General features: G+C 54.3%; 22 protein-coding genes and 1 tRNA gene. 11 read left to right on the top strand and 12 right to left on the bottom strand.

Annotation, left to right across the window (positions count from 1 at the left end):
• Window positions 1–37 precede the first annotated feature (37 nt).
• From pxpA to IBT54_RS23395, 7 genes are all read right to left on the bottom strand, one after another.
• Window positions 38–775 carry a 5-oxoprolinase subunit PxpA gene (gene pxpA / locus IBT54_RS23425; RefSeq protein ID WP_107319417.1) on the bottom strand — a complete coding sequence of 246 codons (738 nt, stop codon included), beginning with the start codon at window positions 773–775 and terminating at the stop codon, window positions 38–40.
• On the bottom strand, window positions 765–1,694 hold the full coding sequence (pxpC, locus tag IBT54_RS23420; protein WP_195857236.1) for a 5-oxoprolinase subunit PxpC: 930 nt from the start codon (window positions 1,692–1,694) through the stop codon (window positions 765–767). Before pxpC ends, pxpA begins: the two co-directional genes overlap by 11 nt.
• Window positions 1,688–2,344: a 5-oxoprolinase subunit PxpB gene (pxpB, locus tag IBT54_RS23415; RefSeq protein WP_013357134.1), complete on the bottom strand. Its 657-nt coding sequence runs from the start codon at window positions 2,342–2,344 to the stop codon at window positions 1,688–1,690. The genes pxpC and pxpB overlap by 7 nt, the downstream gene beginning before the upstream one ends.
• 158 nt (window positions 2,345–2,502) lie before the next feature.
• Entirely contained in the window at window positions 2,503–3,246 is a 744-nt protein-coding gene (locus IBT54_RS23410) for a type 2 GTP cyclohydrolase I (RefSeq protein WP_201253204.1), read from the bottom strand.
• Between the two features lie 18 nt (window positions 3,247–3,264).
• Window positions 3,265–4,689 carry a deoxyribodipyrimidine photo-lyase gene (gene phrB / locus IBT54_RS23405; protein WP_201253203.1) on the bottom strand — a complete coding sequence of 475 codons (1,425 nt, stop codon included), beginning with the start codon at window positions 4,687–4,689 and terminating at the stop codon, window positions 3,265–3,267.
• 12 nt (window positions 4,690–4,701) lie between these two features.
• Window positions 4,702–5,658, bottom strand: coding sequence for a 2-thiouracil desulfurase family protein (locus IBT54_RS23400; protein WP_013357131.1), 957 nt, complete (start codon window positions 5,656–5,658; stop codon window positions 4,702–4,704).
• Between the two features lie 154 nt (window positions 5,659–5,812).
• Window positions 5,813–6,013 carry a DUF2517 family protein gene (locus IBT54_RS23395; RefSeq protein ID WP_013357130.1) on the bottom strand — a complete coding sequence of 67 codons (201 nt, stop codon included), beginning with the start codon at window positions 6,011–6,013 and terminating at the stop codon, window positions 5,813–5,815.
• A 257-nt stretch (window positions 6,014–6,270) separates the two neighbouring features.
• Here IBT54_RS23395 and kdpE point away from each other — a divergent pair, with 257 nt between their 5' ends.
• The gene (gene kdpE, locus IBT54_RS23390) at window positions 6,271–6,945 is read left to right on the top strand and encodes a two-component system response regulator KdpE (protein WP_195857239.1); all 675 of its coding nucleotides are present in this window, start codon (window positions 6,271–6,273) and stop codon (window positions 6,943–6,945) included.
• Window positions 6,946–7,219: 274 nt separating this feature from the next.
• On the opposite strand, the gene pgm is transcribed toward kdpE, so the two are convergent.
• Both pgm and seqA read right to left on the bottom strand, forming a co-directional pair.
• On the bottom strand, window positions 7,220–8,860 hold the full coding sequence (pgm, locus tag IBT54_RS23385; protein ID WP_033731859.1) for a phosphoglucomutase (alpha-D-glucose-1,6-bisphosphate-dependent): 1,641 nt from the start codon (window positions 8,858–8,860) through the stop codon (window positions 7,220–7,222).
• Between the two features lie 26 nt (window positions 8,861–8,886).
• Window positions 8,887–9,435 (bottom strand): replication initiation negative regulator SeqA, encoded by a 549-nt coding sequence (gene seqA, locus IBT54_RS23380; RefSeq protein WP_201253202.1) that lies wholly within the window; start codon window positions 9,433–9,435, stop codon window positions 8,887–8,889.
• Between the two features lie 250 nt (window positions 9,436–9,685).
• Here seqA and ybfF point away from each other — a divergent pair, with 250 nt between their 5' ends.
• The 4 genes from ybfF (at window position 9,686) to fur (ending at window position 12,347) form a co-directional block, all read left to right on the top strand.
• Window positions 9,686–10,450, top strand: a complete 765-nt coding sequence (ybfF, locus tag IBT54_RS23375) for an esterase (protein WP_033782330.1) — start codon at window positions 9,686–9,688, stop codon at window positions 10,448–10,450.
• Between the two features lie 168 nt (window positions 10,451–10,618).
• Window positions 10,619–10,894 carry a LexA regulated protein gene (gene ybfE, locus IBT54_RS23370; protein ID WP_003852811.1) on the top strand — a complete coding sequence of 92 codons (276 nt, stop codon included), beginning with the start codon at window positions 10,619–10,621 and terminating at the stop codon, window positions 10,892–10,894.
• Window positions 10,895–11,026: 132 nt separating this feature from the next.
• Window positions 11,027–11,557, top strand: coding sequence for a flavodoxin FldA (fldA, locus tag IBT54_RS23365; protein WP_013357124.1), 531 nt, complete (start codon window positions 11,027–11,029; stop codon window positions 11,555–11,557).
• A 346-nt stretch (window positions 11,558–11,903) separates the two neighbouring features.
• The gene (gene fur / locus IBT54_RS23360; RefSeq protein ID WP_009091454.1) at window positions 11,904–12,347 is read left to right on the top strand and encodes a ferric iron uptake transcriptional regulator; all 444 of its coding nucleotides are present in this window, start codon (window positions 11,904–11,906) and stop codon (window positions 12,345–12,347) included.
• Between the two features lie 65 nt (window positions 12,348–12,412).
• Here the strand turns inward: fur and IBT54_RS23355 are convergent, their stop codons facing one another.
• The 3 genes from IBT54_RS23355 to nagE form a co-directional block, all read right to left on the bottom strand.
• Window positions 12,413–12,808, bottom strand: a complete 396-nt coding sequence (locus tag IBT54_RS23355; protein ID WP_013357123.1) for a hypothetical protein — start codon at window positions 12,806–12,808, stop codon at window positions 12,413–12,415.
• Between the two features lie 236 nt (window positions 12,809–13,044).
• Window positions 13,045–14,712 (bottom strand): glutamine--tRNA ligase, encoded by a 1,668-nt coding sequence (gene glnS, locus IBT54_RS23350; protein WP_013357122.1) that lies wholly within the window; start codon window positions 14,710–14,712, stop codon window positions 13,045–13,047.
• 152 nt (window positions 14,713–14,864) lie between these two features.
• Window positions 14,865–16,892: an N-acetylglucosamine-specific PTS transporter subunit IIBC gene (gene nagE, locus IBT54_RS23345; RefSeq protein ID WP_201253201.1), complete on the bottom strand. Its 2,028-nt coding sequence runs from the start codon at window positions 16,890–16,892 to the stop codon at window positions 14,865–14,867.
• Window positions 16,893–17,220: 328 nt separating this feature from the next.
• Here nagE and nagB point away from each other — a divergent pair, with 328 nt between their 5' ends.
• The 6 genes from nagB (at window position 17,221) to IBT54_RS23315 (ending at window position 23,670) form a co-directional block, all read left to right on the top strand.
• On the top strand, window positions 17,221–18,021 hold the full coding sequence (nagB, locus tag IBT54_RS23340; RefSeq protein ID WP_013357120.1) for a glucosamine-6-phosphate deaminase: 801 nt from the start codon (window positions 17,221–17,223) through the stop codon (window positions 18,019–18,021).
• 62 nt (window positions 18,022–18,083) lie between these two features.
• Window positions 18,084–19,232: an N-acetylglucosamine-6-phosphate deacetylase gene (gene nagA, locus IBT54_RS23335; RefSeq protein ID WP_013357119.1), complete on the top strand. Its 1,149-nt coding sequence runs from the start codon at window positions 18,084–18,086 to the stop codon at window positions 19,230–19,232.
• Between the two features lie 7 nt (window positions 19,233–19,239).
• Entirely contained in the window at window positions 19,240–20,460 is a 1,221-nt protein-coding gene (locus tag IBT54_RS23330; RefSeq protein WP_033731851.1) for an N-acetylglucosamine repressor, read from the top strand.
• Between the two features lie 186 nt (window positions 20,461–20,646).
• Window positions 20,647–21,399, top strand: a complete 753-nt coding sequence (locus tag IBT54_RS23325) for an HAD-IIA family hydrolase (RefSeq protein ID WP_013357117.1) — start codon at window positions 20,647–20,649, stop codon at window positions 21,397–21,399.
• Window positions 21,400–21,707: 308 nt separating this feature from the next.
• Window positions 21,708–23,375, top strand: a complete 1,668-nt coding sequence (gene asnB / locus IBT54_RS23320) for an asparagine synthase B (RefSeq protein WP_201253200.1) — start codon at window positions 21,708–21,710, stop codon at window positions 23,373–23,375.
• Between the two features lie 218 nt (window positions 23,376–23,593).
• Window positions 23,594–23,670, top strand: a tRNA-Met gene (locus IBT54_RS23315).
• The last annotated feature ends 1 nt before the right edge of the window (window position 23,671 follow it).

Raw genomic sequence — 23,671 nt, 5'->3', positions numbered from 1 at the left:
TTAAAAAACCCAACATAAGCCGGGCTAAGTAGTGTTTTCAGATGCTGGTGACGCGGATCTGCTGTCCGGCAAACGCATCACGCAACCGCTGTGCAAACTGCAGGGCGTGCGCGCCGTCGCCATGTAAGCAGACGGTCTGCGCATTCACTGCCACCCATTCTCCCGTGATACTTTTTACCTTGCCCTGCTGCACCATCGTCAGCGTCTGATCGATAGCCTGCTGCTCATCGTCAATCAGCGCGCCCGGCTCGCTGCGCGGCACCAGCGCACCGCTGCTGAGATAGCCACGATCGGCAAAGACCTCTTCCCGCGTGCGTAAACCGTAGTGCGATGCGGCACGTATCGATTCGCTGTTCGCCAGTCCCACCACAATCAGCTGGCTGTCGACGGCACGGATGGCGCGGGCAATGGCGTCTGCAAGCACCGGATCAGCCGCGGCCTGGTTATAGAGCATGCCGTGCGGCTTAACGTGAACCAGCCGCGCACCTTCGCTTTCCGCCAGGCTTTTCAGCGCGCCAATCTGGTAGATCATCTGGGCATAGACCGTTTCCGGTGGCAGCTGCATGGCACTGCGGCCAAAGTTCTCTCGATCGGGGAAAGCAGGATGCGCGCCGATGGCGACGCCGGATGCCTGCGCCCAGCGCACCGACTGCAGCATGGTCTGCGCATCTCCTGCGTGAAAGCCACAGGCGATGTTGGCGGAACTCACCAGTTCAAGCAGCGCCCGATCGCTGGCACAGCCTTCGCCCAGGTCGGCGTTTAAATCAATGTTCATGAAGTCCCCATTTCATCTGGTCCAGCGCGCGTTGCTGATGCTGACGTGCCAGCATCGCTTCCGGCAGCGTGCAGTGAATAAAGTGAATCGGCTCACCGAGGCGGATTTGCGCCAGATGATAGAGATCGGCTTCGATGACGGAGGCGATCCGCGGATAGCCGCCTGTGGTCTGGGCGTCCGCCATCAGCACGATAGGCTGTCCGTTCGGCGGTACCTGAATCACACCCGGCATCACGCCGTGTGACAGCAGCTCACGCGGACTTTCACGTTTAAGCTCACGTCCCTCAAGCCGGTATCCCATCCGGTTGCTTTGCGGGCTGAGTTTCCATGCGGTACGCCAGAACGCCTGCTGCGCGTCGGGGCTGAACTCGTGATATTCCGGACCAGGCAGTGCGCGGATGCGATTGCCCCATAGCAGCTGCCGTACCCCGACTTTGCGGTCGAACTGACGCGTCGGTTTGCCCAGCGGGATCTGATCGCCATCCCGTAAGGCGCGACCGTGAAATCCGCCAAATTTTGCTTTCAGATCGGTGCTGGCTGAGCCGAGCACCGCAGGGATGTCAAAACCACCCTGCACTGCCAGATAGCTGCGCATGCCGCGCTGCGGCATCGCCAGCGACAGGACCTGGCCGCGTTTCACCGGCGTGCGCCAGCCCGTCCAGACCGGCTGACCGTCCAGCTCCGCATGGCAGCCTGCGCCAGTCAGTGCGAACCAGCCGTCGCGGGTAAACTCCGCTTTGAACTGGCCGAGCACCAGCTCCAGCACCGCGCTGTCAGGCGCATTGCCCACCAGCACATTGGCGGTGAACATCGCGGGATGATCCAGCACGCCGCCGGGGCTGAGGCCATACTGACGCCAGCCGTAGCGGCCCGCATCCTGAAGGGTGGCGGCCAGCCCGGCGCGAAGAATATTTAACATACGCCCTCCTGTTGCGGCACAAAGCGAACCCTGTCACCGGGACGGAGCAGTGTGGGCGGTTGTTGCAGGGGATCAAACAGCGCGGTGCGGGTCTGGCCGATTAACTGCCAGCCGCCGGGCGAAGCCAGCGGATAGACGCCCGTCTGGCTGCCACCGATGCCAACCGATCCGGCCGGTACCGCAACTCTCGGCTCCGCACGGCGTGGTATGTGCAGGCGCGGATCCAGTCCGCCCAGATAGGGAAAGCCCGGCTGAAAGCCGACAAAAAACACCACATAGTCGCTGCTGCTGTGCAGCTCAACCACCTGACCGGCCGTCAGCGCGGCATGTTCCGCCACCACCACCAGATCGGGGCCATGTTCGCCGCCATAGATCACCGGGATCTCCACCAGACGCGATTCTGGCAACTGCGCTTCACTCTCTTCCCACCAGCGCTGAAGCCGCTCTATCGCATCCAGCGCACTCTGCTGGGGATCGCGCAGAATCAGAGTGATATTGTTCATGCCAGGAATGACCTCCAGCACGCCCGCATCCGACTGCAGTCGCTGGTTCAGTCCCCAGATACGCTGCTGACTCTCCAGTGAGACCGGCGGCTCCAGCTCCAGCACGACAGCGCGTTCACCCAATAAATAACACCGTGCTCGTTGCAACAGCTACCTCCCGCCTGATTGAGATCGTGCCTGGCCGACCTGACCGGATGCCCGGATCAGCCGATGGCTTATCTACTTAAAGCAAATAGTTATGCGAAAGTGGCAGGGATGTGTCAACAGATTTAGGTCCTGCGCAGGCGCGCAGGACAAGGGAGAGATCAGGCAGGATTAGGAATATCGATGAAGGTCACATCAAGATTGTGGTGTTGTGCCAGCCACTCGCCCAGCGCTTTTACGCCGCCACGCTCGGTGGCGTGATGACCTGCGGCAAAGAAATGCAGCCCCTGCTCGCGTGCGCTGTGAATGGTCTGTTCAGAGACTTCACCGGTGATGTAGGCATCAACGCCCGCAGCGGCGGCCTGGTCGATAAAGCCCTGTCCGCCACCGCTGCACCAGGCGATGCGACGGATCAGTGCTGGCGCGTTATCACCGCAATGCAGCGGTTCGCGTCCCAGCTTATCGCCAATTCGGTGGGCCAGCTGTTCACCGAAGATCGGCTCAGCCAGCTCACCCCAGAACACCAGCGGCATGACTTCGCCACGTACGTCGATATCCAGCAGTTTCGCCAGCTGGGCGTTGTTACCCAGTTCTGAATGCGCATCAAGCGGCAGGTGCCAGCCATAGAGATTAATATCGTTAGCCAGCAACGTCCGCAGACGGCGGCGCTTCATGCCTTTAATCGCGGCCGGTTCACTTTTCCAGAAGTAGCCATGATGGACGATTATTGCATCGGCCTGACGTGCGACCGCCTCATCCAGCAAGGCCTGACAGGCCGTCACGCCGGTGATAATCGTTTTAACTTCGCTGCGTCCCTCAACCTGCAACCCGTTGGGGGCATAGTCGCTGAAGCTGTGGCTGTCGAGTTGCTGATTGATCAGCGTCTCTAATTCGTAATGGTTCATTCAGGCTCCTTCGAGGCCTCAGGCGGCGCTTTTGGCGCGCTCAAAGGCGTCTAATGTCTTTTTACGGGCTGCCTTATGATCCACGATTGGTGCCGGATAATCGAGTTTCCTGTTGTTCTTTTCCGCCCAGACGTGGGGCTGGTGAATATGGCTGTCAGGGACGTCCGCCAGCTCCGGCAGATAGTGACGGATAAACTCGCCCTGCTCATCGAAGCGCTCGCCCTGTGTGGTCGGGTTAAAAATGCGGAAATAGGGTGCTGAATCTGTACCGGTGGAAGCCGCCCACTGCCAGCCACCATTGTTTGCGGCCAGGTCGCCATCAATCAGCTGCTGCATGAAATAGCGTTCGCCTTCGCGCCAGTCGATCAGCAGATCTTTAACCAGGAAACTGGCGGTGATCATCCGTAAACGGTTGTGCATCCAGCCCAGCGCCTTCATCTGACGCATTGCAGCATCGACGATCGGATAGCCTGTTTTTCCCGCTTTCCAGGCATCGAAATGCGCGTCTTCACGCTGCCATTCCACGTTACGCGTCCAGTCAATAAATGGCTTGTGCCGGCACAGTGCCGGATAGGCCACCAGCAGATGACGATAGAACTCACGCCAGATCAGCTCGTTCAGCCAGGTAAATGCGCGACTGTTGTCCAGCGCATCGGGATGTTCATGCAGCACGCGATGCAGGCACTGACGAGGCGACAGCACGCCGGTCGACAGATAGACCGACAGGCGACTGGTAGCGTCCAGCGCAGGAAGGTCGCGCTTCGCGGGATAATCGATAATGGGTTGAGTGGCGAAATGGCGCAACCGCTTCAGGGCAGCCGCTTCGCCTGCCGGAAACAAATCCTCATCAAAGGCTTCGGTCGGACAGTCAAACGCAGGGATTGGGGTGGTTTTCAGCGGCGCACCGTCGCGCGGCTTAGGTGCAGGCACGCACTCCGGAAGACTCTGCTGCAAACGGCGGACAAAGGCTTTGCTGAACGGCGTAAAGACTTTATACATTGAGCGATCGCCACTCTGCACACTGCCAGGTGGCAGCAGCAGGCTGTCATCAAAGCCCTGGCAGATCACGCCCACGTCATCGAGACGCTTTTCCGCCTCGGCATCGCGCTGACGCTCATTCACTTCATACTGATAGTTATAGAAGAGCTGGTCGACCTGGTGCTTGTCACAGAATTCGGCCAGCGCATCGATACTGTCGCTGAAGGCGTGACACGCCTGATAGTGCAGCGCAATGCCCCGCTCAGCCAGCGCGTTCTGTACTTCCACCAGACTAGCGTGAATAAACGCCGCCTGCCTGGGTGACATGTCATGCTGCTGCCACTGTTCCGGCGTAGAAAGGAAGAGCGCAATCACTTTTGCCTTGCTGTCGCGACAGGCGGCGTGAAGTGCCAGATTATCGTTGATGCGTAAATCATTACGCAGCCAGACCAGATGAGTGGTCATACGCCTCCTGAATTACTGTCCGTAGCGTAAGCACAGGGCTTCGGGATAGGGATCGAAATAGCGCTGCTGTGCCAGCCACGGATGCGGAAACTCAGCCATGTAGTGCTTGAGAATGGTAATGGGCACCAGCAGCGGTTGTGTACCCTGACGATAGCGGTCAATCAGCGTTGCCAGCTCCTGACGCTGCGGTGAGCTTAGCTGGCGGCGGAAGTAGCCCTGCACGTGCATCAGCACATTGGTGTGATTACGACGTGAGGCGGGACGTGACATCAGTTCCATCATGCGATTGCGGTACTCAAAGGCAAAGGCATCCAGCGAGTCCCACTGGCTCATCGAAGCAACAAAGGGTCCCAGCTCGCGATATTTCTCCTGCGAATGCGCCAGCATCATCAGTTTGTAGCGGCTGTGAAAGGCGATCAGCCCGTGACGGGTCAGGCCGCTTTCCCACATCTGATTAAATTCATGCAGTGCGCAGATACGGCCGATAAAGTTCTCTCGCAGAGCGGGATCGTGCAGACGACCATCCTCTTCCAGCGGCAGCCAGGGCATCTCGCGCTGCAGGAATTCAGCAAAAATGCCGGTGCCCACTTTGCGGTTATTGTTGTTGTCGGGTTCGTAGACCCGTACGCGCTCCATCCCGCAGCTGGGCGACTTGGCGCACAGGATATAACCGGAGAGATGATGCAGCGATTTTACCCGCTCCGCAGACCAGTCACGCATCTGAGCGGTGACTTCTTCGCCGCCGTCTTTGCTGAAGCAAAGATGCACCTCATCATCACCCTGCTTTACCAGACGCAATGCCGGACGCGGCGTAGGCAGCCCAATCGCCATTTCAGGACAGATCGGCTCAAAGCGGACAAATGGCGTAAGATCCTCAGTTGCAAAAGTAAGACGCTTATGGCCACCATCAAACCTCACGCTATCGCCGAGCAGGCATGCACTGATTCCAACGGGGATTTTTTTGCTCATACTTGTACAACCTCCGAAATCTTGTAGAGGTTTAAGTGTAGCGCAAAATGGTCAGGAATAAAGGGGGAAAACGCGGTTCCGGACCGCTTATTCTCAGAAAAAACGCAAAAAAAAGCCCGGTCAGATGACCAGGCCTGTTCTGCGGGAGGGGTCATTACCAGAATGCGCCACCACCGGCTTCAGACTGCGCCAGCCAGACCGGCTTTGCGCTGGTCTTGCACCAGACGCGATGCAGGTAACTGTAGAAGCGTGCCCGATCCTGTCGAAACAGCATGACAGGCAGTGCCAGAACGCCGAGAAGAACCACCAGCGTACGACGCGCGAGTATTTTATAACGTGGATAAGCCTGATACATGGTTTCTCCTCCAGGTAAGTTAAAGTGTGCGAATGTGATCTGTGTTCAACTTTACGCCAGGTTGTGTAATTTTACTACTCATCTGACCACTTATTTGTCGCTATTTTTGCTGTTTAAGAATTAACCTGTAATTTAGTTACAGATAAGTTACCGCCAGGTTACGAGAGGGTTTGAATGCCCGAAAGATGACGCGCGCGGACGGCAGCATAAAATATTGATAAAGTAGCGCTTCGGCTCTCACTCAAGGCAGGTATTGCGTGACCACGGTTTTGATCGTTGAAGATGAAAAAGAGATCCGCCGCTTTGTCCGGCTGGCGCTGGAAAATGAAGATCTGAAGGTGTTTGACGCCGATACGCTGCAGCGCGGGCTGATTGAAGCGGCAACCCGTAAACCTGATTTAGTGATCCTTGATCTTGGCCTGCCGGATGGGGATGGCACCGATTTTATCCGTGATCTGCGCCAGTGGAGCGCCATACCGGTGATAGTGCTGTCGGCGCGCAGTGATGAGCAGGATAAGATCGCCGCACTGGATGCCGGCGCGGATGACTATCTGACCAAACCATTCGGTGTTGGCGAACTGCTGGCGCGTGTCCGTGTTGCACTGCGCCGTCATGGTGGCCAGCAGCCCGAAGCCAGAATTCAGTTTGCCGACATCAGCGTCGATTTTGCCGCACGGCGGGTACAGCGCGGCGGCAGTGAGATTCACCTCACGCCGATTGAGTTTCGTCTGTTGAGCATTCTGCTGAATAATGCAGGAAAGGTGCTGACGCAGCGGCAGCTGCTGAGTCAGGTCTGGGGACCCAATGCGGTGGAGCACAGCCACTATCTGCGTATTTATATGGGGCATCTGCGCCAGAAGCTGGAAGAGAATCCGACCCAACCGGCCCATCTGCTGACCGAAACCGGGATCGGCTATCGCTTTATGCCATAAAAAAAGGCGCCAGAGGCGCCTTTCATAACTGCAAACAAACTCAAATCAGAGTGAATCTGACCGCAACGAATAAACCTGAGGCGCAGGGAACTGGGTCAGAGGAGGAAAGCGTCCCACGCCATGGATGGCGTGGGACGAGCGTGTCATGGATGACGGCTTTTGCGTCTTTCCGATCTGACCCTGTTTCCTGTGCTGGCACGTTCCCGCAGCTAACTGGAGTAGATTTTGTCAACAATCTAAATGGCGCCAGAGGCGCCTTATCTTTACCCGACTATCAGGCGTTTTTCAGCACTTCGCTGACAATCTCTACCGCTTCTTTCTCAATCTGCGCGCGGTGTTCTGCGCCCAGGAAGCTTTCACAGTAGATTTTGTAGGCGTCTTCGGTGCCTGACGGACGAGCAGCAAACCAGCCATTCTCCGTCATCACTTTCAGACCGCCGATAGACGCACCGTTACCTGGTGCCGCAGTCAGACGCGCGGTGATGGGATCACCCGCCAGCGTATCCGCGCTTACCATTTCTGGTGACAGCTTCGACAGTGCAGCTTTCTGCGCTGAAGTGGCGGATGCCTGCAGACGGTTGTAGCTTGGTGCGCCAAAGCGCGCGGCCAGCTCGTCATAATGCTGCTGCGGGTTTTTACCGGTCACAGCGGTGATTTCAGCCGCCAGCAGACACATGATGATGCCATCTTTGTCCGTTGACCATGGCGTGCCGTCGAAACGCAGGAATGACGCGCCCGCGCTCTCTTCGCCGCCGAAACCGAAGCTGCCGTCATACAGACCATCAACAAACCATTTGAAACCAACCGGCACTTCCACCAGCTTGCGGCCAATGTCGTTGACCACACGGTCAATCATGGCGCTGGACACCAGGGTTTTACCCACGGCGACATCCTGGCCCCACTGTGGACGATGCTGGAACAGATAGTTGATCGCGACCGCCAGATAGTGGTTCGGATTCATCAGACCGGCCGGAGTCACAATGCCGTGGCGGTCATAATCAGGATCGTTACCGAATGCCAGATCGAACTTGTCACGGTAGGCCAGCAGGCCTGCCATTGCGCTTTCAGACGAGCAGTCCATGCGCACGACACCATCTTTATCCAGATGCATAAAGCGGAAGGTCTGATCGACCGCGTCATTCACCAGCGTCAAATCCAGCTTGTAGTGCTCAGCAATACGCTGCCAGTAAGCAATACCGGAACCGCCCAGTGGATCAACACCCAGCTTCAGACCCGCTTTCTGAATCGCCGGGAAGTCGATAATCTCGGCCAGACCTTCAACGTAAGGCTGGATCAGATCTTTCTCGACCACGTGACCGCTGGCCATCGCCTGCTCCAGTGGCAGACGTTTCACCTCTTTCAGCCCATCTTTGATCAGCTGGTTGGCGCGGTCTTCCACCACTTTGGTGACGTTGGTATCAGCCGGTCCACCATTAGGTGGGTTGTACTTGATGCCGCCATCTTCCGGTGGGTTGTGCGAAGGCGTGATAACGATGCCGTCAGCCAGCGGGCCGCCCGCTTTGTTGTGCTCAAGAATAGCGTTCGAGATCGCAGGGGTCGGCGTATAGCCATTGTCCTGCTGCACAATCACATCAACGCCGTTCGCCGCCAGCACTTCCAGTACCGACAGGATCGCCGGTTCTGACAGCGCATGGGTGTCTTTACCGACGTAGCACGGCCCGGTGATGCCGTTCTTTTTACGCTCTTCGGCAATCGCCTGCGCGATAGCCAGAATGTGCATCTCGTTGAAGCTCTGACGCCCTGCACTGCCGCGATGGCCAGAGGTGCCAAATTTCACCGCATGTTCCGGGTTCGCCACATCGGGCTGCAGGACATAATATTGTGACGTTAATTGTGCAACGTTAATCAAATCGCTCTGCTGGGCGGGTTGCCCGGCACGTGGGTGATTGGCCATTGGCGCTGCTCCCTGACGCTTAAGTTTTAAATGGTGCCGCAAACTTTCTCGGTCAGTTCCGCCGGGAACTGCATCGAGAGCATGATGTGTTCGACCATGCTGCATTTACGACCAGTATTGGTGTTGGTGATCACCCAGTACGGTGTGCCGGGCACATGCTTCGGCTTAGTATGGGTGCCATTCTGTAACAGCGTGTGCTCATCACCAGCAAAATAGACGCGGGTGCGGCCCTGCAGAGATGCAGTAGCTTCAGCAAAAGCTGCAGTATCAAGACGATAGAGCGTTGACAAGATAAGCATAAAGCGGTTCACCGCCCGCTTCTGCTCCGCATATTCATCGGAAAGCAGCAGCTCACGCACCGCGCGGACACGATCCTGCGGGCGCGAACCCACGGACGCAGGCTGAGACTCTTTCGCTGCCTCTTTTAAGGCTGGCTGAGCAGGCGAAGCGGGTGCAGTCTGACCGGCAGTGAACTTCAGCATACGACGCAGAATGTCGGATGCGCTTTCACCAATGTGTTGCGTGTGGCTGGCAATATAACGGTAGAGCTCTTCGTCAACTTCGATCGTTTTCATCTTATTCCGTACGGTTCTTTCTCATGACAGAACCACCTGTTTCCTGAAAAGCTCTGAGTATAGTCAGGCAATTCAAAGGATGTGCGGGTTCTAACATCAGGATTATAAAGTTAAATTCAGGCGGGTTGTTAGCAATCAAACGGTTTACGGGCAAAAGTCAGAATATGTCCTAATGCCGCCGGAACCGGCGCGCCTGAAAAGGTGAAACCATGATAACCTAAGCACAGGTCTCAAACTTAAGAACTTTGCTATGATTTTGAACGCCCGTTTGCAAACTGAACAATCCCCTGCTGATTCCTTACCTGTCCTGCTTATCCACGGCCTGTTTGGCAGTCTGGATAACCTTGGCGTGCTGGCGCGTGGGCTCAAAGATGCCGGGCCTCTGCTACAGGTTGATGTCCGCAACCACGGACTCTCACCACGATCTGACGAGATGAACTACGCTGTAATGGCGCAGGACATGGTCGATACGCTGGATGCGCACGGCATTGAACGCGTCGCGGTGATCGGTCACTCAATGGGCGGGAAGATCGCCATGACCATGAGCGCGCTGGTGCCGGACCGCATCGAGCGGCTGGTGATGATTGACATCGCTCCGGTCGACTACCAGACCCGCCGCCATGATGAGATTTTTGCCGGTATTCGTGCTGTAACCGACGCAGGCGTCTCGTCACGCAGTGAGGCGGCGAAGATTATGCGTACGCTTATCGATGAAGAAGGGGTGATTCAGTTCCTGCTGAAGTCATTTCAGGCGGGCGAGTGGCGCTTCAACGTCCCGGTGCTGTGGGATAACTACACCACGATTTCGGGCTGGCAGCCCGTTCCGGCATGGGATCATCCGGCACTGTTTATTCGCGGAGGCGACTCCAGCTATCTGGACAACCGCTACCGCGATGCGCTGTTGCAGCAGTTCCCGGCCGCGCAGGCACATGTCATTGGAGGCGCGGGACACTGGGTTCATGCAGAGAAACCCGATGCCGTTTTGCGCAGTGTCCGTCGCTTTTTTGCGCTTTAAAAGCAAATAGATGGCGGCAAAGGTTTAGGATTGGCGTCCGGAGTAAGCGTGAAGTATGATGGCGCGCTAAAATTTTGCCGCGCGTCCGTTTTGCTGCGGCAATAGCCAATAATTTATAATCTGCGCGGTGAGTGACTGGCGCCCGCCCCCATTCAGTTTTACTAAGCCATGGCAAAAGAACAGACTGACCGCACGACGCTCGATCTCTTTGCTGATGAGCGCCGCCCTGGTCGACCCAAAACCAGTCCGCTTTCGCGTGATGAACAGCTGCGCATCAACAAGCGCAATCAGCTTAAACGTGACAAAGGACGCGGACTTCGTCGTGTCGAACTGAAAATGAACAGTGAAGCCGTCGATGCGCTCAACACGCTGGCAGAACAGCGCAATCTCAGCCGCAGCGAGCTGATTGAACAGATGCTGCTGGCACAGCTCAAACTGGATTAATGCGGGCAAATCGCACGCAGGAGCAAATGTCGGGGCTTTAACCGTTCACCGGTTTTCTCTCGTCTGCTATTATTCGCTGAAATGTGCTGCGGCACACATCTCATTATCAGGATTTAAGAGGTTATTTTACTCATGGCACTCGTAGGCATCTTCTTTGGCAGCGATACCGGCAATACCGAAAACATTGCAAAAATGATCCAGAAACAGCTGGGTACAGACGTTGCAGAAGTGCATGACATCGCGAAAAGCACAAAAGAAGATCTGGAAGCGTTTGATATCCTGCTGCTGGGCATTCCGACCTGGTACTACGGTGAAGCGCAGTGCGACTGGGATGACTTTTTCCCGACGCTGGAAGAGATCGATTTCAACGGCAAGCTGGTTGCGCTGTTTGGCTGCGGCGATCAGGAAGATTACGCGGAGTACTTCTGTGATGCGATGGGCACGATCCGTGACATCATTGAGCCGCACGGTGCCGTGATTGTCGGACACTGGCCAACCGAAGGTTACCACTTCGAAGCCTCAAAAGGTCTGGCCGATGATACCCACTTCCTGGGTCTGGCCATTGATGAAGATCGCCAGCCTGAACTGACTAACCAGCGCGTAGAGCAGTGGGTTAAGCAGATTTCTGATGAACTGCAGCTGAAAGATATCCTCGAAGCCTGATCCTGCCCGACTCAATGTGAGCGCCAGCTCACATTGAGGCAATGGAAATTCCTATAGAAATAATAGCCACATTTTTTTAACTTTCTCCGTTTAATCTGTAGAATACCCGCATCGATCTTCCGCTTATTTCTCAGGCGGCAAGACTAAGCGATGTACCAACAGACATCTGCCAGAATCCTCCCCGGCCCGGTGACCTATCCCCCACAGCCCGTGATGATTCAGGCACGCCCTCTGGTTTTCATTTCATCGCTTCAGTTCTATAATGAGACGCAAATGAGAATGAGCGTAGATCGACATTCAAGGCGACAAGCCACAAAAGTGAATATAGTGACAGGACAAAATCCGCATGACTGACAACAACACCGCATTAAAGAAGGCTGGCCTGAAAGTGACGCTGCCCAGACTGAAAATTCTGGAAGTGCTTCAGGAACCTGAGTGCCATCACGTCAGTGCGGAAGATTTGTACAAACGCCTGATCGACATCGGCGAAGAGATTGGCCTGGCTACCGTTTACCGTGTTCTGAACCAGTTTGATGACGCTGGTATCGTGACCCGTCATAACTTTGAAGGCGGCAAATCTGTCTTTGAACTGACGCAGCAGCATCACCACGATCATCTGATCTGCCTGGATTGCGGCAAAGTTATTGAGTTCAGCGATGAGTCGATCGAAACGCGTCAGCGCGAAATCGCTACCCGTCATGGCATCAAGCTGACCAACCACAGCCTCTATCTCTATGGACACTGTACGCTGGGCGATTGCCGGGAAGATGAAACCCTGCACGACCAGTAACGCGAACTGAAATAAAAAAACCGGTGAATTCACCGGTTTTTTTTCGTCTGTCCTGGGCTGTGATATCAGGCGACCAGCGTCTCCTGCAGATAGCGCCAGCGTGGAATGGAGCTGCTGCAGTCCAGTATCGCCAGCGAAATACGGCTCTGATTATTGCCATTCATCATCTGCATTTCGCGATACTGCACGGTGATCTCTTTCTCATGATGAGAAAGGATGACGTGCTCGCAGGTGGCAATACGCATCCCTTCGCGCTGTCCCTGCAACTGCCTGAAGAGTTCCTCGACCTCGTTCAGATTGCACTCTCTGCCCTTTGGAGTGACCATGCGGAATTCAGGATGGAAATAGGACATCAGCAGCTCAAAACTGTCATCAGATCCGGCAGGCTGGTTAAAAATACGTTCAATGAGCTGATGTAAAACGACCACACTGTTTCTGGCTTCCTGGGCGAGAACTGTCATTTTTTTTCCTTCTGTAACCCGCTTTGCAACCTCTGAGAGCGCATAGCCTACCTGAAAGCGGATAATTCACATCCGGAAATTGATTAATTTTTTTAAACTCAGATTTCTCTCACAATGCGGCATTTAATCGGTTGCGGTTAGGTCAGAATAATCGTCGGCAATGATTGAAATCGGGGCAACAAAAAAGGGCGATAAATCGCCCTTTTGTCATTTTATGAGGTCAGCCTCAAAAAAATTTATTCGCCGGTTTTCGCCCAGGTATCACGAAGACCGACGGTGCGGTTAAACACCAGCTGCGACGGTTTAGAGTAAACGCTGTCGGCACAGAAATAACCTTCACGTTCAAACTGGAATGGAGTGGTCGGTTCTGCATCGCGCAGGCCCGGTTCCACAAAGCCCTGTTTGATCGCCAGTGACTCAGGATTGATTACCGCCAGGAAGTCCTCTGCCGCGCCCGGATTTGGCACACTGAACAGACGATCATACAGACGGAACTCTGCTGGCTGCGCGTGATCCGCAGACACCCAGTGAATCACCCCTTTGACCTTACGGCCATCGGCAGGATCTTTGCTCAGCGTATCTGTGTCGCTGGTGCAGTAGATGCAGGTGATGTTGCCCGCTTCATCTTTAGCGACGCGCTCAGCACGAATCACATAGGCATTACGCAGGCGGACTTCTTTGCCCAGCACCAGACGCTTATATTGCTTGTTCGCCTCTTCGCGGAAATCGGCACGGTCGATCCAGATCTCACGGCTGAACGGCACTTCACGCGTGCCCATCTCCGGTTTACCCGGATGATTTGGCATAGTGATGATTTCGTTATGGCCTGCTGGCAGATTTTCAATCACCACTTTCAGCGGGTCCAGCACGGCCATGGCACGTGGCGCGTTCTCGTTCAGGTCGTCGCGAATACAGGATTCCAGCGAGGCCATCTCCACGATGTTATCCTGCTTGGTCACGCCAATACGACGGCAGAATTCGCGGATAGAGGCGGCGGTATATCCGCGACGACGCAGACCTGAAACGGTCAGCATGCGCGGATCGTCCCAGCCTTCTACGTGCTTCTCAGTCACCAGCTGAGTGAGTTTGCGTTTCGACATCACCGCATACTCCAGATTCAGGCGCGAAAACTCATACTGACGCGGATGAACCGGAATGGTGATGTTATCCAGCACCCAGTCATAGAGTCGGCGGTTGTCCTGGAACTCCAGCGTACACAGCGAGTGCGTAATGCCTTCCAGCGCATCGGAGATGCAGTGGGTAAAGTCATACATCGGGTAGATGCACCACTTGTTGCCGGTCTGGTGGTGCTCCGCGAACTTGATGCGGTAAAGCACCGGATCGCGCATCACGATGAAATTAGAGGCCATGTCGATTTTAGCGCGCAGACAGGCCGTGCCCTCGGCAAACTCACCGTTACGCATCTTCTCAAACAGCGCCAGATTCTCTTCCACGCTGCGGTCGCGATAAGGGCTGTTTTTGCCCGGCTCTTTCAGGGTGCCGCGATATTCGCGAATCTGATCCGGACTCAGCTCATCTACGTAGGCGAGACCTTTAGAAATCAGCTCGATGGCATAGTCATAAAGCTGATCAAAATAGTTTGATGAGTAACAGACCTCACCGCTCCACTCAAAACCCAGCCACTGGACGTCACGCTTGATGGATTCAACAAATTCCACATCCTCTTTAACCGGATTGGTATCGTCGAAACGCAGGTTGCATTGCCCCTGATAATCCTGGGCGATGCCAAAATTCAGACAGATCGATTTCGCATGACCAATATGCAGATAGCCATTGGGCTCTGGCGGAAAACGGGTATGCACGCTGCTGTGCTTACCGCTCGCCAAATCTTCGTCAATGATCTGACGAATAAAGTTAGTTGGGCGGGCTTCAGCCTCACTCATCTCAAAAATCCTCAATACGAATAACGGGTGATTTGTACCACGAAGTAACGGAGTATGATCCACAAAGCGTCTGAGGGAAACAACCGTTTGTTAAGCCTTTAAAACAAAAAAGGCAGGAATCGCTTCCTGCCTGTGGGGTTCTGTTGCGGGGATTAGCCTTTCACTTCATACAGCGGAGTTTCACCTGCCACCACCTGACCGCGGGCCAGTAATGTCAGACCGGCGAAATCATCGCTGTTGCTGACAACCACCGGACTCACCATTGAGCGGGCATTGGCGTTCAGGAATTCAAGGTCCATTTCCAGCACAGGCTGACCGGCGACCACCGTGGCCCCTTCTTCAGCCAGACGGGTAAAGCCTTTACCTTCCAGCGCCACGGTATCCAGTCCCATGTGCACTACAATCTCTACACCATTGTCCGTTTCCAGACAGAAGGCGTGATTGGTGTTGAAGATTTTCACCAGCGTACCGTCAATTGGAGCCACGACCCATTTGTCGCTCGGTTTGATCGCCAGACCATCGCCTACCGCTTTGCTGGCAAAGGCTTCATCCGGCACATCATCCAGCGCGACCACTTCGCCCGTTACCGGTGCCAGCAATGTCGCAATAACACGCTTCTCACTGTTCAACACGGCCTGCGGTTTAATGTCAGGTTCCACTGGCGCACTGCTGGTAGCAGCGGCTGCGACCGGGCCTTTGGTCAGCACTTTTTTCATCGCCGAGGCAATACTTTCGGCCTGAGTACCTACGATGATCTGCACGCTCTGCTTATTAAGGCGGATCACCCCGGATGCACCCAGACGCTTCGCAACGCCCTCATTGACCTGAGCCGAATCATTCACGTTAAGACGCAGGCGGGTAATACAGGCATCGATGCTGGTTAAGTTGGATGAGCCACCCACGGCACCAATATAACGGCGCGCCAGCGATTCAGTGGCCGTTTCACCATTGTCAGTTTTATCGACGTTAACGTCATAACCATCACTTTCATCACCGGCAACCGCCAGCTCGCGGCCCGGCGTCATCAGGTTGAATTTTTTGATGGTGAAGCGGAAAACCACGTAGTAGATAACGAAGAAGACCAGGCCCTGCGGAATCAGCATGTACCAGTGTGTTGCCAGCGGGTTACGGGTCGACAGCACCATATCCACCAGCCCGGCACTGAAACCAAATCCGGCAATCCAGTGCATGCTGGCAGCGATGAAGACCGAGATGCCGGTCAGGACGGCGTGGATGAGATAGAGCACGGGTGCCACGAACATGAAGGAAAATTCCAGCGGTTCGGTGATACCGGTAAAGAAAGCAGCAAATGCCGCAGCCAGCATGATACTACCGACTTTGACACGGTTCTCTGGACGCGCGCAGTGGTAAATAGCCAGCGCAGCACCCGGCAGACCAAACATCATAATCGGGAAGAAGCCCGCCTGATAACGGCCTGTGATGCCCACGGTTGCCGATCCATCAGCCAGTGACTGCGCACCGCCCAGGAATTTAGGAATGTCATTAATGCCAGCAACATCAAACCAGAACACGGAGTTCAGTGCATGATGCAGACCGACAGGAATCAGCAGGCGGTTGAAGAAGGCGTAGATACCGGCACCGGCAGAGCCGAGCTTCTGGATATGCTCACCAAAGCCCACCAGGCCATTAAAAATAACCGGCCAGATATACATCAGAATGAAAGCGACGAAGATCATCAGGAACGAGACGAGAATCGGCACCAGCCGGCGTCCGCTGAAGAAGGAAAGCGCTTTAGGCAGTTCGACATGGCTGAAGCGGTTATAGACCTCTGCCGACAGAATACCGACCAGAATACCGACAAACTGGTTATTGATTTTGCCAAACGCCGCAGGGACCTGGTCAACCGGCATCTTCTGTATCATCGCCACCGCGGCCGGTGAGCAGAGCGTGGTAACAACCAGGAAGCCGACAAAGCCAGTCAGGGCAGCGGCACCATCTTTATCTTTTGACATGCCATACGCGACACCAATCGCAAACAGCACTGACATGTTTTCAATGATGGCGGCACCGGATTTGATCAGCAACGCAGCGAGCGCATTACCTGCACCCCAGCTGTCCGGATCGATCCAGTAACCTACCCCCATTAATATTGCTGCTGCTGGCAGGGTTGCTACCGGCACCATCAGTGCGCGCCCCACCTTCTGTAAATAACCTAACATATCCCCTTCCCCCTATGAGCCTGACTTGTCGCTTTGCGCCGCTTAATGTTGTTATGTCAGCTGCAAAGATCGTTAATACACTTCATATCACGCTGCGAAGTGTAATGATAAATTAATTCGCCTCGCAAATTAAAACCCTGGTAAATGTGATTTTTATCACTAAAAAACATCATGTCACACGGCAACATCTGGCTATCACCACAAACTTATTTTATGATCCGAAATATTGAATTACGCTCCGCCCGTAGCGAGAATAGACAATCTGCTCAGGCTGATGACTAACGCAACGGTTTAGCGATCCCCTTTCTATTTTCAAATGAGGTGAAACATGAGACTGATTCCTTTAGCGACGCCAACCCAGGTGGGTAAATGGGCCGCCCGACATATCGTTAACCGCATCAATGCGTTTAACCCCACGGCGGACAGACCTTTTGTTCTGGGTCTGCCAACCGGCGGCACGCCACTGGAGGCGTACAAACACCTGATTGATATGCACAAAGCGGGCCAGGTCAGTTTTAAACATGTCGTGACCTTCAATATGGATGAATATGTCGGTCTGCCAAAAGAGCATCCTGAAAGCTATCACAGCTTTATGTATCGCAACTTCTTCGATCACGTTGATATTCAACCGGAAAATATCAACCTGCTGAATGGTAATGCGCCCGATATTGACGCAGAATGTCGTCAGTACGAAGAGAAAATTCGCGCACTGGGTAAAATTCACCTGTTTATGGGCGGTGTCGGCAACGACGGTCATATCGCTTTTAACGAACCGGCGTCTTCACTGGCTTCCCGTACCCGCATTAAAACCCTGACCCATGATACCCGCGTGGCGAACTCGCGCTTCTTTAATGGTGACGTGGATCAGGTGCCTAAGTATGCGCTGACGGTCGGCGTCGGCACGCTGCTGGATGCAGAAGAAGTGATGATTCTGGTTACCGGCCATGTCAAAGCGCAGGCACTGCAGGCGGCGGTTGAAGGCAACGTGAATCATATGTGGACCATCAGCTGCCTGCAGCTGCATGCGAAATCGGTTGTGGTTTGTGATGAGCCAGCCACCATGGAACTGAAAGTGAAAACCGTGAAATATTTCCGCGAAATGGAAGCGGAAAATATGAAAGGCGTGTAACAGAATAGTGTCTTGCCCTGCTGTTACGCTGAGTGACGGCAGGCCAGGACGGGAGAATAAAGATGTACGCATTAGTAAACGGTCGAATCTACAGCGGCCATGAGGTTCTGGATAATCACGCCGTCGTGGTGGCTGACGGGCTTATTGCGCGCGTCTGCCCACGTGAATCGCTTCCGGCTGATATTGAGCAGCAGGATATGGCGGGTGCGATTATTGCGCCAGGCTTTATCGATCTCCAGCTCAATGGCTGCGGTGGCGTTCAGTTCAATGACAGCCTTGATGCGCTCAGCATTGAGACGCTGGAAACGATGCAGCGCGCCAATGAAAAGTCTGGCTGCACCAGCTTTTTACCGACGCTGATCACCAGCAGCGACGCGCTGATGAAGCGGGCAATTGAAACCATGCGCGCTTACCTGCAGAAGCATGAGCATCAGGCGCTGGGTCTGCATCTGGAAGGCCCGTGGCTGAGTAAGGCGAAAAAAGGCACCCACGATCCGGCACTGATTCGCCTGCCGGATGCGGCGATGGTGCAGTATCTTTGCGACAACGCCGACGTCATCACCAAAGTCACCCTGGCACCAGAAAACGCCGGCAGCGACGTGATTCGTCAGTTGACCGACGCCGGAATCATTGTCTCAGCGGGTCACTCGAATGCGACCTATGAAGAGGCAAAAGCAGGTTTTTCTGCTGGCGTGAGTTTCGCAACCCACCTCTACAATGCTATGCCGGCGTTTGCCGGACGTGAACCCGGGCTTATCGGTGCGCTGTTTGATTCGCCTGATGTATACTGCGGCATTATTGCGGATGGTTTACATGTACATTACGCTAACGTGCGCAATGCAAAACGCATTAAAGGCGACAAACTGGTGCTGGTAACCGATGCCACCGCACCGGCTGGCGCTGACATCAGCGAGTTTATTTTTGCAGGCAAAACAATCTATTATCGTGACGGCCTCTGTGTTGACGAAAACGGCACACTTAGTGGTTCGGCCCTGACGATGATAGAAGCAGTACAAAACAGCGTCGAACATGTCGGTATCGCACTGGACGAAGCGTTACGCATGGCATCACTCTACCCGGCACGGGCGATGGGCGTGGAAAAACAGTTGGGCTCGATCGAAGCAGGAAAAATCGCGAACCTGACTGTGTTTACGCGCGACTTTAAAATCATTAAGACGTTAGTCAACGGAGACGACGTCCTGAGCGAGTAAGCACTGAATGACCACTGGCGGCCAGTCACAAATAGGAAATGTCGATCTTGTTAAGCAACTTAATAGCGCAGCGGTTTACCGGCTGATTGATCAACAGGGGCCGATATCGCGCATTCAGATTGCCGAACTCAGCCAGCTCGCCCCCGCCAGCGTCACCAAAATTACCCGCCAGTTGATTGAGCGCGGCCTGATCAAAGAGGTAGACCAGCAGGCGTCTACCGGTGGTCGCCGCGCTATCTCGATTATCACTGAAACCCGCCACTTTCATACTATCGGGGTTCGCCTCGGCCGCAACGATGCGACTCTGACCCTGTTCGACCTCAGCGGTAAATCGCTGGCGCAGGAGGATTATGCGCTGCCGGAACGCACCCAGGAGACGCTGGAACATGCGCTGTTTAACGCCATCAGCGGCTTCATCGAGCAGCACCAGCGTAAAATACGCGAGCTGATCGCGATTTCCGTCATCCTGCCAGGCCTGGTTGACCCGATTAACGGCGTGATCCGTTATATGCCGCACATCTCTGTCAGCCACTGGCCGCTGGTCGCCAGTCTGAAAAAACGGTTCAACGTCACCAGCTTTGTGGGGCACGACATTCGCAGTCTGGCGCTGGCCGAGCACTATTTCGGTGCAAGCCGAGACTGTGCTGACTCAATCCTGGTGCGCTTACACCGCGGCACCGGTGCCGGCATTATTGCTAACGGCCATATTTTCCTCGGCAGCAACGGCAACGTCGGCGAAATCGGCCATATCCAGGTTGACCCGCTTGGCGAGCGCTGTCACTGCGGTAACTTTGGCTGCCTTGAAACCATTGCCGCTAACGGCGCCATTGAGAATCGTGTGCGGCATCTGCTGAATCAGGGCTACCCCAGTGTACTGACGCTGGAGGCGTGCCAGATGTCCCACATCTGCAAAGCGGCCAATCAGGGTGATGCGCTGGCCTGCGAAGTGGTCGAACAGGTGGGCCGGTATCTGGGTAAAGCGATTGCCATCGCGATTAACCTGTTTAATCCACAAAAAGTGGTGCTGGCGGGCGAGATTACGGAAGCAGAAAAAGTGCTGCTGCCCGCGATTGAAGGCTGCATCAATACCCAGGCATTAGAAGCCTTTCGTAAAAATCTGCCGGTGGTGCGTTCTACCCTGGATCACCGTTCTGCGATTGGTGCGTTTGCGCTGGCTAAACGTGCCATGCTTAACGGCATTCTGCTGCAACATCTTCTGGAAGACTAAGAGCCTATCCCAGTAGGCGTAATTGGTGCAGGCAGTCTGGACACGGACAGCGCGGAACAACCGGAGCGTACACGTAGTACGTGAGGATTGTGAGCACTGCCCAGGTTTAGAATGACAAATAAAATAGCCTAATGGGACAGGCTCTAAGCTAACCCGCTGTTGTGGCGGGCCACATCGGATCTGACTATGACCATTAAAAGCGTAATTTGTGATATCGATGGCGTGCTGATGCACGACAACACGGCCGTTCCTGGCGCGCAGGAATTTTTACAGCGCATTCTGGCCAAAGAGATGCCGCTGGTGGTACTGACAAACTATCCCTCGCAGACAGAGCAGGATCTGGCTAACCGCTTTGCTTCGGCTGGTGTCGAGGTTCCTGAGTCCGTTTTCTATACCTCTGCCATGGCTACCGCCGACTTCCTGCGTCGTCAGGAGGGTAAAAAGGCCTATGTCATTGGTGAAGGCGCGCTGATTCATGAGCTCTATAAAGCGGGTTTTACCATTACGGATGTGAATCCCGATTTTGTCATTGTCGGGGAGACGCGTTCGTTCAACTGGGACATGATGCACAAAGCGGCCTTCTTCGTCGCTAACGGCGCGCGCTTTATCGCCACTAACCCCGATACGCACGCGCGCGGCTTTATACCCGCCTGTGGCGCGCTCTGCGCCGGGATTGAAAAGATCTCAGGCCGTAGCCCGTTTGTGGTGGGCAAACCCAGCCCTTACATCATGCGCGCTGCGCTGAATAAAATGCAGGCCCACTCAGAAGAGACTGTCATTGTGGGTGATAACCTGCGAACCGATATTCTCGCCGGTTTCCAGGCAGGTCTGGAGACAGTACTGGTGCTGTCAGGCGTCTCGACGCTGAGCGATATCGATGCCATGCCGTTCCGTCCGGACTGGATCTACCCTTCTGTTGCCGATATTGACCTGTTCTGATTCATTTTTCTTATGACGCATCCGTTTAATCTGTGATGCGTCCCCCCTTTTTTTCATGCTCCCGCCTACTTTCGCTGCCTGTTTTTTACTCACAAACGCCATTTCATTGCCGATCCCACAACAAAACAACATTTAAATTGTCGTTTATTCAATTTTATTGCCATGTGAGCAATATTTTTATCAGTAAATCACGATTCCTCTTGCATTGAATGCACCAAATAGCGCATTTTCTTATCTATCACGCAGCGTCAGGCTGCCGGACAAACGCAAAAGATAACATCGCCGTAAGGTGAGATCAGGAGTCAGTTATGTGTTCAATTTTTGGTGTGCTGGATCTGAAAACCGATCCTGTTGAGCTGCGCAAAAAAGCGCTGGAATGTTCACGTTTAATGCGTCATCGCGGACCGGACTGGTCAGGTGTATATGCAGATGACAAGGCTATTCTGGCGCATGAACGCCTCTCAATTGTTGACGTTAACAACGGCGCACAGCCACTGTACAACGCCGATCACACCCACGTACTGGCCGTTAACGGCGAAATTTACAACCATCAGGCACTGCGCGCTGAACTCAGCGATCGCTACGAATTTCAGACCGGTTCTGACTGTGAAGTGATTCTGGCGCTCTATCAGGAGAAAGGTGTCGACTTCCTTGATGAGCTGGAAGGCATGTTCGCCTTTATCCTCTATGACAGCGTTAAGAAATCGTATCTGATTGGCCGCGACCATATCGGCATCATCCCGCTTTACATGGGTAACGATGAGCACGGCAACCTGTTTGTTGCGTCAGAAATGAAAGCGCTGGTACCGGCCTGCCGTTCGATCAAAGAGTTCCCGCCGGGAAGCTACCTCTCCAGCACCGATGGTGAAATCCGTCGTTACTGGCAGCGTGACTGGATGGAATACAAGAACGTTGAACACAACACCACAGATGCGGCTGGCCTGAAACATGCGCTGGAAGAGTCCGTGAAAAGCCACCTGATGTCAGATGTCCCTTATGGCGTGCTGCTGTCAGGCGGTCTGGACTCCTCTATCATTTCAGCTGTGACCAAGCGTTTTGCGGCAAAACGGATTGAAGATCAGGATAAAAGTGATGCATGGTGGCCGCAGCTGCACTCTTTCGCGGTCGGACTGGAAGGTTCACCTGATTTAAAAGCAGCAAAATCTGTAGCGGAACATCTGGGCACCGTGCATCACGAAATTCATTTCACCGTGCAGGAAGGTCTGGATGCCATCCGCGATGTGATTTATCACATTGAAACCTATGACGTCACCACCATTCGCGCCTCTACGCCGATGTACTTAATGTCGCGTAAAATCAAAGCGATGGGTATTAAGATGGTGCTGTCTGGCGAAGGTGCAGATGAAGTGTTTGGCGGCTATCTCTACTTCCATAAAGCGCCAAACGCCAAAGAGTTCCACGAAGAAAACGTGCGTAAACTGCAGGCGCTGCATATGTTTGACTGCGCCCGCGCTAACAAAGCGATGTCTGCCTGGGGCGTTGAAGCCCGCGTACCGTTCCTGGATAAAAAATTCCTGGATGTGGCAATGCGTATCAACCCTGCCGACAAAATGTGTGGCAGCAACGGTAAAATGGAGAAACACATTCTGCGTGAATGCTTCTCCTCTTACCTGCCAGAGAGCGTAGCGTGGCGTCAGAAAGAGCAGTTCTCTGATGGTGTGGGTTACAGCTGGATCGACTCACTCAAGGAAGTGGCCGCGAAGCAAATCAGCGACCAGCAGCTGGCAACCGCCCATTTCCGCTTCCCGTTCAACACGCCGGGTTCGAAAGAAGCTTATCTCTATCGTGAGATCTTCGAAGAGCTATTCCCGTTAGCCAGTGCGGCAGAGTGTGTGCCTGGCGGTCCATCCGTCGCCTGTTCGTCTGCTAAAGCAATTGAGTGGGATGAAGCGTTTAAAAACATGGACGATCCTTCCGGACGTGCCGTGGGTGTGCATCAGTCAGCCTATAAATAAGCCGACAGAAAGCCACCAGAATGGGCCGGTTATGGCCCATTTTTTTTACGATTAGCGTTGTATTCACTGAAAAATTGCCGAATAAACCGCCATGCTGGTTATAAGCCAGTCAAACAGCGATTATCTGGCAAAAAACGGTAAAAAACTTGTTGACGCTGTCTGGTCAACTCCGCATAATGCGCCCCGCAACGCCGATGAAGGTAACGCGAAAAAAAGATGGCTACGTAGCTCAGCTGGTTAGAGCACAGCACTCATAATGCTGGGGTCACAGGTTCGATTCCCGTCGTAGCCACCAT

Source organism: Pantoea sp. S62, assembly GCF_016658625.1.
GTDB lineage: Bacteria > Pseudomonadota > Gammaproteobacteria > Enterobacterales > Enterobacteriaceae > Pantoea > Pantoea vagans.
This window is presented reverse-complemented; position numbering and strand designations above follow the sequence as displayed.